The organism is Pseudoalteromonas sp. 2CM28B (assembly GCF_023161935.1).
Genome location: NZ_JALNTH010000005.1, coordinates 314,400 through 327,383, shown reverse-complemented (window position 1 = coordinate 327,383; position 12,984 = coordinate 314,400). Strand labels below are relative to the sequence as shown.

At 41.9% G+C, this 12,984-nt stretch carries 10 protein-coding genes and 1 tRNA gene; 7 read left to right on the top strand and 4 right to left on the bottom strand.

The annotated features are described in order from the left end of the window. The 3 genes from MTN96_RS10305 (at position 1) to MTN96_RS10295 (ending at position 3,028) form a co-directional block, all read left to right on the top strand. Positions 1 to 77 (top strand) — tRNA-Met (locus MTN96_RS10305). 794 nt (positions 78 to 871) lie between these two features. Next, a complete protein-coding gene (locus MTN96_RS10300) occupies positions 872 to 1,486 on the top strand; it encodes a trimeric intracellular cation channel family protein (RefSeq protein WP_055255143.1) in 615 nt (204 codons plus the stop codon). A 33-nt stretch (positions 1,487 to 1,519) separates the two neighbouring features. Then, on the top strand, positions 1,520 to 3,028 hold the full coding sequence (locus MTN96_RS10295; protein ID WP_004588672.1) for a YifB family Mg chelatase-like AAA ATPase: 1,509 nt from the start codon (positions 1,520 to 1,522) through the stop codon (positions 3,026 to 3,028). Between the two features lie 105 nt (positions 3,029 to 3,133). Here MTN96_RS10295 and MTN96_RS10290 read toward each other — a convergent pair whose 3' ends face one another. Next, positions 3,134 to 3,838, bottom strand: a complete 705-nt coding sequence (locus MTN96_RS10290) for a response regulator transcription factor (protein WP_004588673.1) — start codon at positions 3,836 to 3,838, stop codon at positions 3,134 to 3,136. A 179-nt stretch (positions 3,839 to 4,017) separates the two neighbouring features. Then, a complete protein-coding gene (locus MTN96_RS10285) occupies positions 4,018 to 6,513 on the bottom strand; it encodes a S9 family peptidase (protein WP_248531481.1) in 2,496 nt (831 codons plus the stop codon). Positions 6,514 to 6,597: 84 nt separating this feature from the next. Here MTN96_RS10285 and MTN96_RS10280 point away from each other — a divergent pair, with 84 nt between their 5' ends. Continuing rightward, entirely contained in the window at positions 6,598 to 7,674 is a 1,077-nt protein-coding gene (locus tag MTN96_RS10280; protein WP_004588675.1) for a CNNM domain-containing protein, read from the top strand. Between the two features lie 18 nt (positions 7,675 to 7,692). Here MTN96_RS10280 and MTN96_RS10275 read toward each other — a convergent pair whose 3' ends face one another. Beyond that, entirely contained in the window at positions 7,693 to 8,910 is a 1,218-nt protein-coding gene (locus MTN96_RS10275; protein WP_248531479.1) for an EAL domain-containing protein, read from the bottom strand. Between the two features lie 182 nt (positions 8,911 to 9,092). Between MTN96_RS10275 and MTN96_RS10270 the strand changes: the two genes are divergently transcribed. Beyond that, positions 9,093 to 10,109 (top strand): metalloprotease, encoded by a 1,017-nt coding sequence (locus tag MTN96_RS10270; RefSeq protein WP_248531477.1) that lies wholly within the window; start codon positions 9,093 to 9,095, stop codon positions 10,107 to 10,109. A 44-nt stretch (positions 10,110 to 10,153) separates the two neighbouring features. Here the strand turns inward: MTN96_RS10270 and MTN96_RS10265 are convergent, their stop codons facing one another. Next, positions 10,154 to 11,464 carry a short-chain fatty acid transporter gene (locus tag MTN96_RS10265; RefSeq protein ID WP_248531475.1) on the bottom strand — a complete coding sequence of 437 codons (1,311 nt, stop codon included), beginning with the start codon at positions 11,462 to 11,464 and terminating at the stop codon, positions 10,154 to 10,156. 225 nt (positions 11,465 to 11,689) lie between these two features. On the opposite strand from MTN96_RS10265, the gene MTN96_RS10260 reads away from it, so the two are divergent. After that, positions 11,690 to 12,757, top strand: a complete 1,068-nt coding sequence (locus MTN96_RS10260; RefSeq protein ID WP_138578077.1) for a potassium channel family protein — start codon at positions 11,690 to 11,692, stop codon at positions 12,755 to 12,757. 19 nt (positions 12,758 to 12,776) lie between these two features. Then, a complete protein-coding gene (locus MTN96_RS10255) occupies positions 12,777 to 12,983 on the top strand; it encodes a PLDc N-terminal domain-containing protein (RefSeq protein WP_004588680.1) in 207 nt (68 codons plus the stop codon). The last annotated feature ends 1 nt before the right edge of the window (position 12,984 follow it).

Sequence of the window (12,984 nt, the reverse complement as noted above, 5' to 3'; positions counted from 1 at the left end):
CGCGGGATGGAGCAGCCTGGTAGCTCGTCGGGCTCATAACCCGAAGGTCGTCGGTTCAAATCCGGCTCCCGCAACCACTGAAATACATAAAATGAAACGACACGCTTAAAGCGTGTTTTTTTATGCCTAAAATTCAGTGAAATGAATAGCTCGTCGGTTTCAGCTCTCTATAAGCCAGCAAAGGTCGTCGGTTCACCTTTCATAAGCTCTGGCTCCCGCAACCACTGAAATAATAAGTTATATTAAATCGACACGCTTAAAGCGTGTTTTTTTATGCCTAAAATTCAGTGAAATGGATAGCTCGTAGGTTTCAGCTCTCCATTAGCCAGCAAAGGTCTTTGGTTCACCTTTCATAAGCTCTGGCTCCCGCAACCACTGAAATACATAAAATGAAACGACACGCTTAAAGCGTGTTTTTTTATGCCTGAAATTCAGTGAAATGAATAGCTCGTAGGTTTCAGCTCTCTATAAGCCAGCAAAGGTCTTTGGTTCACCTTTCATAAGCTCTGGCTCCCGCAACCACTGAAATACATAAAATGAAACGACACGCTTAAAGCGTGTTTTTTTATGCCTGAAATTCAGCGAAATGAATAGCTCGTCGGTATCAGCTCTCCATTAGCCAGCAAAGGTCATCGGTTCACCTTTCATAAGCTCTGGCCCCCGCAACCACTGAAATACATAAAATGAAACAACACGCTTAAGGCGTGTTTTTTTATGCCTAAAATTTATATTTCTTTCCCTATAAAGCACTCTTAGATTTATACCCCAAGTAATAACTATAAATATTATAAACTTCTCTAAAAATACGTTATTACTTAAAACTTTGTATAGTTTGTGTTAAAACGGCACAAATAATTTTGGGTTGTTCCTCATGACTGAACTTTATCACTGGTTTGATTTAATCGGCATTGCTGTGTTTGCTGTTACAGGTACTTTGGTCGCACACGAAAAGAAAATGGATGGTTTTGGGGTTGTAGTATTAGCAGCGGTAACAGCGATTGGGGGCGGTACGGTTCGCGATCTTATATTAGATGTTCCGGTATTTTGGTTACACGATCAAAGTTTTTTTTATGCTATTTTAGCCGCGGTATTTATTACCACGCGGCTTATTAACAAGCAAAAGTCGATTCCGCACTACACATTACAAATTGCCGATGCATTTGGTTTAGCATTTTTTGCGGTAATGGGCACTCAAAAAGCCTTACTAGCCGGCATGCCAAATATGACCGCGATTATTATGGGTGTAATTACTGGTTGCTTTGGGGGCATGCTCCGTGATGTGCTTGCTCGCGAAATTCCTATGCTGCTAAAAGGCGAGTTATACGCTATTACCTGTATAGCTGGCGGTGTAGTTTATACGCTGGGAATTCACTTTGCGTTCGCGACCGAACTTGCCATGGTAATGGCAATGCTAACCACCTTATTGCTTCGTATTGCGGCTATTAAATGGCAAATCACAGTACACGTTTTTAAATATTCTGACTAAACTAATTAATTAAACCATTAATTAGGATAAGGAATGTCGCTAGCTCGAATCTATTCTCGTGCCCAAGTGGGTATAAACGCCCCCGAGGTTATTGTAGAAGTACACCTAGGTAATGGTTTACCGGCATTTAATATTGTTGGGCTGCCAGAAGCCTCAGTTAAAGAATCAAAAGACAGGGTGCGTAGCGCCCTAGAAAACTCTCAATTTGGTTTTCCTGATCAACGTATTACCGTAAATTTAGCTCCTGCCGATTTACCTAAAGATGGCGGGCGCTTCGACTTAGCCATTGCCGTAGGTATTTTAGTGGCCTCGGGGCAGGTAGTGTGTCCAGATATACATAAATATGAATTTTACGGTGAGCTTGCCCTTAATGGTGAAGTGCGGGGAGTTAATGCCATTTTGCCCTCTGTACTTGCTGCTAAAGAGCAAAATCGTTGCTGCTTTTTACCTTTTACCAACGATAGCCTCGCAAGTTTGGTGAACGGCGTTAAGCGTAAAGCGGTTAACTCATTACAAGAAGTATGGGGGGATTTATTAAATCAGCAGCCGCTACCTTTAAATATTGAATACCCAGATTGCGCCCAGTCTCCCGACTTTTTACTTGATTTAAGTGATGTTAAAGGCCAACCCGGTGCTAAGCGAGTGCTAGAAATAGCCGCCGCTGGAGGCCATAACCTACTTTTTTTAGGTCCGCCTGGTACGGGTAAATCTATGCTAGCGCAGCGTATGGCGACGATAATGCCAACCATGTCAGACGATGAGGCAATATCAACGGCTGCACTGTATTCTATTATTGGCCAATCAATTGATTTAAATAATTGGCGCCAACGGCCTTTTCGAAACCCACACCACACTTGCTCGGCAGTAGCTTTAGTTGGTGGCTCTTCAAACCCTAAACCGGGGGAAATTTCACTTGCGCATAACGGGGTGTTATTTTTGGACGAGCTTCCGGAATTTGAACGTAAGGTACTTGATTCGCTGCGTGAACCCATGGAAACCGGCTCGGTGGTTATTTCGCGGGCAGCAAGGCAAATGGAGTTTCCGGCGCAGTTTCAGCTTATAGCCGCACTAAACCCAAGCCCTACCGGGTGTCATAATGATAAGCGAGCAACACCTGACCAAGTGATGCGCTATTTATCGCGCGTATCAGGCCCGTTTATCGACCGTATCGATTTACAAATAGAGCTGCCGCGACTAACCAGTGTTGAGCTACAAAGTACCGAGCCTGAAGAAACCAGCGCCCAAGTAAGAGCCCGAGTAGAGGCGGCCTACAGTGCACAGCTAAAGCGCCAAGGTAAGGTTAATGCACGATTAAATAATAAAGAAATGAATATACATTGCACTTTAGCCCCGGCTGAGTTGCAGTTTTTAGCGCGCGCTAGCGAAAAGCTGTCGTTATCGCCGCGCTCTTACCATAGGGTTATTAAAGTGGCGCGTACTATTAGTGATTTAAAAGGTGCAGAGCATATTAGTTTAGAAGAGCTAAAAGAGGCGCTAAACTATCGCGCTTTTGAGCGGTTACTAGCGCAGTTAACTAAATAAACTAAACGCTGCTGGAAATAATACCGAACCGCAATAATGTTTAATTATTTTAAGGTGCTAAGCTCGGTGCTTGCTGCGTTTTTTTACGTTTAAAATTTTAATGCGCTAAATTGAGAGCATGTAACCTTTGCCGCGCACGGTTACAATGCGTTTTTGGTCTTTTTCATCGTATAGTTTTTTACGCAAACGGCCAATTAAAACATCCACAGTACGGTCATTTGGGCTCCAATCTGGTTGGCCTATTTCTTCTGATATTTTTTCTCGCGAGGTTGCTTTGCCTGCGTTGCTAATTAAACAAATTAGCACTTTGTGCTCGGCTTCGGTTAAGCGCGATTCAATACCTGATGAGGTAATTAATGTGCGGTTATCGGGGTGGAGCTTAAAGTCGGCGTATTCTATAAACTCTTCGCTTTCATCATCGTCTTGATTAATTGCAATACGTTTATAAAGTGCGCGCATGCGCAGCTCAAGTTCTAATAAATCAACAGGCTTACAAATATAGTCATCAGCACCTTGTGCAAGCCCTGCAATACGATCGGCTTGAGAGTCGCGGCTAGATAAAACAATCACGCCAATATCGGTCAAAGTGTTGAGCTCTTTGGCTAGCTGCAACCCATCTCGCTTGGGTAATACAATATCAATAATGGCAAGAGAAATAGCACTGCGCAGGTTTACGCGTTGCCTAACTATGTTTAGGGCATCGGCACCTGTGGGGTCTATTTCTATCGAAAATTCGGTGTCTGTAAAGTGATTTTGGATGCGCTTAACGAGTAGCTCGTCGTCTTCAACCAATAAAACGTTAATTGCCATAGGACTTATTTTTGTATATTTATAGCTCTGTATGGTAGCACCAATCGTTAAATGCTGAGAAGGGGGCGGTGTAACTTTTCGGTAACTTTATGTTTCAGATATAAAAGGCGGCTTACCTAAGGTTACTGTTTATGTGAGTAAGCTCAGCACATTTAGCTAAAAATGTGCTGAGCGCTGTGTTACTTATCTGAATACATTGCGTCCCACCACTGTGGTTCGCCTTTTAGTTGTTTATCAAAATAAGCAAGCATGGTGTTCCACCAATCAAAGCGTTTATCACGAGCAAAAATTTGATGGTCGGCGCCTTTATATTCAATAAGCTCTACGTCTTTATTTAAAAGCTTTAAGGCGGTATACATGGTTAAGCTTTCGCCAACAGGTACATTGGTATCGCTATCGCCGTGTAACAGTAGTAAAGGGGTCGTTACTTTATCGGCATGAAATACAGGGCTGTGATCGCTATAAAGTGAAGCGTTATTCCACGGAAAGCTATTTTTTGATGCTTCGCCTGAGTATAAATACCCCCACCAACCTTCGCCCCAATACGAGGTTAAGTTTGATATACCCGCATGCGCAATAGATGCACTAAACATGTCTGTTTTGGTGGCAAGTAGCATGGTCATGAAGCCTCCGTATGAGGCGCCTAAATTACCCACTTTTTTGCTATCAACAAAATCGTATTTTTTTAAAAAGGCCTGCGTACCTTGCATTATATCGCTAGCGGTATAATCGCCCCAGGCGTTAACGTGCTGAGCAGAAAATGTTTGCCCAAAACCAGTTGCCCCTGTTGGCTGTAATACATAAACAACATAGCCATTTGCTGCCCATAAGTTAAATGGGTAGCGCCCTGTAAAACCACGGGTAACCGGTGAGGTGCCACCGTAGTAATAGACAAGTGCAGGGTGTTTTTTAGTTTTATCTAGGTTAGTAGGTAAGTACACACGCCCTGTAATTTCTACGCCGTCTTTATTTGTAAAGTTAAACTCTTCCAAAGTCGGTATTTGTGTATTAGCGTAGGCAAGCGGCTTAGAGTCCCAGATTAGGTCTGTTTTATTTTTACTTATATTTAAGCGTTTAAGCTGCTGAGGGGTGGATGCTGTGGTACCGCTTAGTAGCACTTGCGGGTTTCTCTCGTGCGAGTAGCTAAATTGCTCAACGATATCTAAACCCGTATTAAGTTTTTTAAAGCGCTGTTTGCTTAAGTCATATAAATACAAAGGTTGGGTATCTTGCTCGGTTACTTTTATAAGCGCATCGCCATTATCAAGCACATGTAATTCACCTATAGCGGGGTCAAACTGCTTACTAAGCGCTTTTACGTTTTTACCGTTATCGCTAAGTAAGTACAATTGGCCATCGTAATTATTAGCTAACATCCCTTTTGGAAGGGCACGGCCTGCGCCATTTTTAAAATCTGGGCCAGCAACAACGTACACATCTTTGTTGGCGTACTTTGCATGGTTAAAGGTTTTAAATTTACCAAAAGACGTTATTTTATTCGATTGTAAGTCAAGTTCCACCAGTTCAGTTTCTGGGTGGGTGGTGGCTTGCATAACCATAACTTGGCGGCTCATTAATACTTTGCCACGATTAGTGTTTGCATCTTCTAAGCTATGCGAAATAGGGCCTTGGCTAAGCGCTTTGGTTAAACCGCTGTTGGTGTCTAACATATAGAGCTGACTTACATTGCGTGCGTATGACCATCTATCTTGAAGGCCTTTGTAGTGCTTAGTTAAGCTGTTGTTGTCTTCGGGGGTTTTAGACCAGCTAAAAATAAGGCTGTTGTTATCATAAAAGTTAAAGTTACTCGCGCCTTCAAGCTCTCTGGCCAATGTTTTAATGCTGAGGTTTTTGCGGTTTAGCTGTTTTAGTTCACTCCCTAGCATATAAACTAAAAATTGATTATTGGGGCTCCATACCATATTGCTTGGTTGCTGGCCTTCAAAGCGATACAAGGTTTGATTTTGGCTATTTTTAAGCTCAGTTACCACGTTTGCTTGGTTAGCTGTTTTATTTGAATAGCTGCGTGTGCTGGTAACGTATTGCTTAGCATCGGGCGCTAAAGAAAGTCCACTAATGGTGGGTGCATCAAAAAGTTGCTCGGCTGAAAGTCGCTTAGTTGTAGAGGTGTTAATTGTAATGTTGTCAGTGTCGGCTTTGGGTTCAAAATCGAGAGAAACGTTGTTCCAGTTAGCCACTTGTTGCGCCACTACAATCACACTATGAGAGCCATTAGTTAACGATAAAGAGTATGTGTGGTTATCGCCTTTTTGAAGTTTGGCATCAATAAACAACTGAGCGTTCTCTATCCCTTTTATAGTTAATGTGCCTTGGCTATAGCGGGTTGTTTCAATATTGAACTTAAGCGCTTGTATGCCACCTAAAGTAAGTGCGTTTACTTTATTAAACGGCTGCCAGCTATGCTTTTTACCAAATACAGACACACTTTGCGTATTACGTTGCAACTGCTCTAATAAGTTATTAATAATGGCTTGGCCGTGTGGTGTTTGAAATGGCTTAACTTGCATGTTTTCGCCTAAAGGGCCAATAAACTCGATATTTGATTTATCAAGCGGGGCTGCTATTGCTGTCAAACTCAAGCTGCCAAGAGCAAAAAAGGTAGCTGCTTGTTTTAGTAATTTATTTTTTGTGGTCCAAGGTGAGCTAATTCTCATATTTGTGCCTATTATTGATAGTTATTTGGCCAAATATAGCATGTATTGTTACCATGCCCATATGTTCAACTCATCGGAGAAAAAGTGACTTTACTGATTGTGTACATGGTTGCTGCCATCGTTATTTCTTTTTTATGCTCTGTAATGGAAGCTGTACTGTTAAGTATTTCGCCCAGCTATGTGGCGCTATTACGCAAAAAACAGCCTGAACTTGCAAAGCAGCTCGAAAAACTAAAAAATAATGTAGATCAACCGCTTGCTGCAATACTAACGCTTAACACAGTGGCCCATACCGCTGGCGCTGCAGGTGTGGGTGCACAAGCCGCTGTGGTTTTTTCAGATGCGGCAGTAGGAATTGCCTCTGCCATAATGACACTCTTAGTATTGGTACTTTCAGAGATTATTCCAAAAACCTTAGGGGCCAATTATTGGCGTGCCTTAACCCCTAGCGTGACCTATTCTTTACGCTTTTTAGTGATATCGCTAAAACCATTTGTGTGGCTTGCTCAAAAGCTTACTAATTTAATGGGGGCCAAGCACGATGAGGCTTTTTATATTCGCCAAGAAATAGAAGCCATGGCAGATATAGGCACCGAAACAGGGGCAATCCATGCCGATGAGTCAGAAATAATCCGCAACCTTTTACATTTTAGGCATGCGAAATTAACCGACTTAATGACGCCACGTACTGTGCTGTATAAAGTGCATAAAGGGTTAACGGTCGATCAGTACATGAGCGAGCATGGCTCGTCATCATTTTCGCGCGTGTTAGTGTTTGATAAAGACGCCGATGACATAATTGGCTTTGTGCATAAAAACGACATTATGTTGGCTTATCACCGCTTAGGTACCGATTATAAAATTAGCAAATTAGTTAAGCCTATTCATACGGTACCCGAAGGGCATAATGTGTCCTCGCTACTACAAACCTTACTTAAACAGCGTACTCACATATGTTTAATTGTTGATGAATACGGTGATGTTCAAGGCATTGTAACCCTAGAGGATATGATAGAAGCCCTTATGGGGCTTGAAATTGTTGATGAGCGCGACCAATCGACCAATATGCGCATGGTCGCCAAGCAGCGCTGGCGCCAGCGTTTAGCAAGCAGCGAGCACATAGTTAGTGAAGATGACGACACGCCCCGAGATAATAAATAATTACGACGGGGTTGAAGGTTAGCGTTTAATTGTGCCCCCCGTTGTATTTACCCAGTTTAGTGCCCACTCTATAAAATCGTCTTTGGCTTTAGGGCAGGTAAACAAAAATCCTTGCATGGCTAAATTAGTGCGGTAGTTTTTTAAGTAGAGTGATTCTTCGGCGCGCTCTACGCCTTCGGCCACAAGGGCTAATTGCTCTTGGCTGGCAATATCAACCAGTGAGCTGACCACCACTTGCGAAAACTGATCTGTTTCAATATTACTAATAAGTGTACGGTCAATTTTTATTTCAGTAAAAGGCAGGCGCTTAATCTGGTTCATGTTGGTAAAGCCAACCCCAAAGTCATCCAATGATATGCCAAAGCCATGCATTCTTAATCTGTTTAAGGTTTCTAGCTGAGAAAGGCTAGACAGCGCATGTTGCTCGGTAATCTCTAAAATTATATCACTAGGTGATAGCTCATTGAGCTGCAGTATAAGCATCAGCTTGTTGGGGCAGCTTAAATCATCTAGTTGCGTGGGAGATAGGTTAAAAGCCAGTTTTAGATGCGCAGCAATGTTTGTACGTATAGCTTTTAAGTCGCTGGTGGCTTGCTCAAATAAGCTAAAGGTAATTTGATTAATTAACCCCGATTGCTCCGATAACGAAATAAACCGATTGGGCGAGATAATTTCGCCAGTGTGCGTTTTAACGATGCGCGCTAGCACCTCAATACTTTCTATTTCACTGGTTTGAGAATTTATTTTTGGCTGATAGTAAGGGATTATCTCGTTTAAATTGATTGCCTCATGCAATGCTTTTTCTGAAATAGAGGCATGAGAAAGGTCGTTATGTACTGCTAAGTGCTTTGCTTTTTGTAAAACGGTTTTTACTTGGCTAAGTTGCACGGGTTTAGCTAAATTTGCGACTAAATGAATATTGCTATGACGCGCTAAATTGGCAGCTAGGTTAATAACCTTATGATCCATTTCCGAAATTATAACTACTGCGCCTGTAAAATTAAGCTCGCCTAGTTTTCTTATAAACTCCATACCATCCATTTCAGGCATGTTTAAGTCTGTAAATACAATATCGTAAAAGTTTATATCGTTGGTTACGTGAGTTAGCGCTTGCTGAGCACTCAGGCATTTTGTAACTTTATTCGAGACTCCTAGCTCATTTAAAATGGCCTCCATAACAATTAAAATCGCCTTTGAGTCATCCACAACTAAAATATTGGGTACCGAAATCGACATGCTCTATCCTTGTAACTGCTTAATATATTAGTACTGTAAAAATAGCGCCTGATCAGCCTTTTGTCAGCTTAGTTTTATATTATTTTTTATCTTCTAAGTGCTTTTGCGCTTATGGTTTAAGGCAATTCGTGTTTTTTAAATTCATCGGTATACTAGCGCCATTGTTTTAACTGGTTTTAGTCATGATAAAAATCGATCTCATGCTTGCAGAGCAACCATTAACGCTAATGGTATCTGGGCATAAAATAGTACAAATATTTCACAATCAACAGGCCATAAGCTTTGCAATACCCAAAGAGCATTACGCCGAATTTACTTTAGATAATAAGCAAATAGGGATTGATAGCTCACATGTTCATGAGCAGTCTTTATCGTTATTTGTTGATGGTGTGTTTGCTACTGAACTAGCTTTACCTGCGCCAGTAAATAGCCAGCCCAAAAAAGGCTTTTTAGGGCTAGCGGCATTGGGCTTTAAATTATTTAAAAGTGCAAAAGTAATTAAGGTGGCTTTAGCGAGTGCATCGGTTGCCGGCTATGCATGGTTATTTAGTATTGAATTTGCACTAATGCTAATTGCCTGTTTAGTGGTACATGAATACGGACACGTTAGAGCCATGAAATACTTTGGCATAAAAACCAAGGGTATTTACCTTATTCCCTTTGTAGGCGGATTGGCTGTTAGTGACGATAAAATAACAACACGTTGGCAAGATGTAGTTATATCCCTCATGGGGCCAGCGTTTGGTTTGTTTACCTCAGTGCTAGGTGTGGTGCTTTATTACGCCACCGAAATGGACATATTTGCCGGTGTTGCAGTATTAAGCGCACTACTTAACTTATTTAATCTACTACCCATTTTACCGCTTGATGGTGGGCATGTTTTAAAAAGTATCAGCTTTTCAATGCGCTCTTGGGTCGGTTTAAGTGTGTGCTTACTCGGTGTGTTATTTGGCTTATGGCTGAGCTACACATTTGGCTTAATGTTGCTGGTGTTCTTTTTGTTTGTTGGCGCACTGGAAATCGTATTTGAATGGCGCGGCCGACATTACTCGCATTTATTGCCGCTTGATAAATACGGCCAAGGTTTTTCAGCCGCTATGTACGCCATTGTAGTTGCAGGCCATGTGGCAGTAATGATGCACTTTGCAGATTCAGAAAACCCAATATTGAGCCTGCCGATGACGATTTTATCAAGCTAATCGCTATACGCGCAGTATACCTAAATACTGCGCGTTATTAAGGGTTAGTAAAAGCTAAGCACTAGCGATATAAATACCCCCGTTACAAATAACTGCACAACACAAAACCCCATAATGTCTTTTGCTTTTAACCCTGCAATGGCTAATACCGGTAAAGCCCAAAAGGGTTGAATTAAATTGGTCCACGCATCACCCCAGGCAACCGCCATAGCAACACGTGATATATCGGCGCCCAGCTCTTGCGCTGCGGGTATAACAATAGGTGCTTGTACTGCCCATTGCCCGCCACCAGAAGGTACAAACATATTAACAAGCCCTGCACTTATAAAGCTAAAAAATGGCAGGCTATCGGCATCAGCAACAGCTATAAAACCACGCGATATTTGCTGCGCTAAACCGCTGTCGACCATCACAGCCATAATACCTGCGTAAAACGGAAATTGAATGACAATACCCGCTCCGCTGGGAATTGCTTGTTGCAAGCTATTAAGCAAGTTATGCGGTGTTTGGTGCAAGGTAATGGCTAAAAACAAAAACACAGCAATAATACTGTTTAGGTTTAGGCTACCGCCTGCAACTATAAAGTAATACGCCAAATAGCAAAGGCCAAGTAAACCAATCGAAATGCCAAGCAGCTTTGTGTGTTCTAAATGCTGAGCTGGGCGAGTAATTTTTTCATGTACGGGCGGGGGCTCTTTAATAAGTGCTGGGTCTACATACACGCTGTTTTTATCACTGGGTAGCATGTAGCGGTTAACCAACGGCATAATAATAAATAAGCCAATTAATATTGCTATGTTAAAACCAGCAAACAGGGTTTGCTCGGTACTAATTATGCCAATGCTATTTTGTGAAAAGTGCCCTTCGGTAGCAATCGTAAGCGGAATTGAGCCTGCTAAGCCGCCATGCCACACCACAAAGCCAGAATAAGCACTGGCAACTAATAGGCGGTAATCGACCTGTGTTTGCCTTGCAATTGCTTTGGCAAATAAAGCCCCAATAACTAAGCCAAACCCCCAATTAAGCCAGCTGGCTAATAGCGAAATAAGCGTGACTAAAATAATCGCTTTTGGCGCTGAATTAGCAAGCGCCGCCAGTTTGTTTAATAACGAATTGATAATGGGCGTGCTTGCTAGCATGTAACCTGTAATCAGCACCAACAGCATTTGCATGGCAAAGCTAAGCAGGTTCCAAAAACCACTCCCCCATGCGTTAATAACTTCAATATGTGTTGCGGGGGTAAAAATACTGGCAGAGAGTAAAGTAATTAAGCTCAGCAATATGACAAATATAAAAGGGTCGGGTAAGTAGCGCTCTACTAATTTGGTAAACGGTGTGGCAATTTTATTAAGCATAATGTGTCTGTGTGTTTTTTAGTCTTATTATAATTAATCATGCTCTTAGCACATTAGCAAACCCGCATTTAGTCTTATATTTTAGGGCCTGAGTATCTTATAGGTTGAACAAAATTTAATCCTAAAAGGGTAACTGGCCTTACTTAAAGGCTTAAACGTTGCTTAAAAGCATGGCTTACAGTAACGTACTGTTTATAGATAATTTACTAACAAAGATTTTGTATCATGCCGGTAATATTTAAGAGGCTAGCGCTACTTGTTCGTGCTCATATCGATCAGCTGAGCTGGCAAGCCGTGGTGCTTGCAATACTTGCTCATATGTTAGTGACTTGGGGGCTGCTGTTTGTTGCAAATGAGCAAGCGCTTACCTCGTTTACGACCTTTTTTTACTACTACACAGTAACTACCTCAACAGTGGGTTACGGCGATTTTAGCCCAACCAGCGAGCTGGGGCGTTGGGTTGTGGCTTTAATACAAATTCCGTTTGGATTAGCTTTATTTGGCGTTCTGTTAGGAAAAACAGGGCAAACAGTGACTTACTTAATTAGGCGCGCTATGACTGGTGATAAAAACTTTGCTCACAGTAACAACCACATTATTATTTTTGGTTGGCACGATACCCGAACAAAAAAAATGATTGATTATATCCTGGCCGATACCAAACGTACCGACCGCCGTATTTTGTTGGCGGTGACTGAGCAAATGGATCACCCATTTTTAACTAACGAAAATGTCGACTTTGCCCGCCTAACAAGTTTTACCGATTTAGAAGAGCTTGAGCGCGTAGCTATTAACCGTGCCGACAAAGTTATTATTGATGGGCAAGATGATGACCAAACATTTACAACTGCACTGCGTATTAGCCGTTTAGTTAAAGATGAGTGCCATATTAGTGCGCACTTTTTAGATGAAACCAAGGTCGATATGTTGCTTGAGCATTGCCAGAATGTGGAGTGTAGTAGCGCTAAGTCGGCTGAGATTTTAGTACGCTCAATGCAAGACCCAGGCTCGAGTCGAGTACAAGAAGAGCTATTATCTACATTGCACGGCGACACGCAGTTTAGCCTAGCTATTCCAAGTGAATGCGAAGAGATGGAGTTTGGCACTTTATTTCATCATTTTAAGCATGACTATAATGCTATTTTGTTAGGGGTGGCGCATAACTTAAGTGCACAAAATATGGATTTAAATCCGCCACTTGATTACAAGGTAAATGCGGGCGATATCCTGCACTACATTGCCCTTGAGCGTGTGCTAACAAATGAAGTAGATTGGCAAAGCTTGGCCAAATAACCAAGGCTTAGGTTAAATAATGAATGAAGTAGTATTTTTAATAATTATTTTAAGCGCTTATATATTACCCGTGGTGATAGTGGTTAATAGTAAGCGCACCCAAGGCCACGAAAAAAACGGCTGGTTATTAGGCGTAATTATTTTTTCGTGGTTGGGGCTTTTTATGTATTTTACGATTGTGCCCAAGCATGGTCACAAAAAAAGAAAGAAGAATAAACCGTCATAGG

Bases quoted from the DNA above. Each gene is read 5' to 3' on its own strand.
- MTN96_RS10300 (WP_055255143.1), top strand. From the start codon at position 872: ATGACTGAACTTTATCACTGGTTTGATTTAATCGGCATTGCTGTGTTT.
- MTN96_RS10295 (WP_004588672.1), top strand. From the start codon at position 1,520: ATGTCGCTAGCTCGAATCTATTCTCGTGCCCAAGTGGGTATAAACGCC.
- MTN96_RS10290 (WP_004588673.1), bottom strand. From the start codon at position 3,838: ATGGCAATTAACGTTTTATTGGTTGAAGACGACGAGCTACTCGTTAAG.
- MTN96_RS10285 (WP_248531481.1), bottom strand. From the start codon at position 6,513: ATGAGAATTAGCTCACCTTGGACCACAAAAAATAAATTACTAAAACAA.
- MTN96_RS10275 (WP_248531479.1), bottom strand. From the start codon at position 8,910: ATGTCGATTTCGGTACCCAATATTTTAGTTGTGGATGACTCAAAGGCG.
- MTN96_RS10270 (WP_248531477.1), top strand. From the start codon at position 9,093: ATGATAAAAATCGATCTCATGCTTGCAGAGCAACCATTAACGCTAATG.
- MTN96_RS10265 (WP_248531475.1), bottom strand. From the start codon at position 11,464: ATGCTTAATAAAATTGCCACACCGTTTACCAAATTAGTAGAGCGCTAC.
- MTN96_RS10260 (WP_138578077.1), top strand. From the start codon at position 11,690: ATGCCGGTAATATTTAAGAGGCTAGCGCTACTTGTTCGTGCTCATATC.
- MTN96_RS10255 (WP_004588680.1), top strand. From the start codon at position 12,777: ATGAATGAAGTAGTATTTTTAATAATTATTTTAAGCGCTTATATATTA.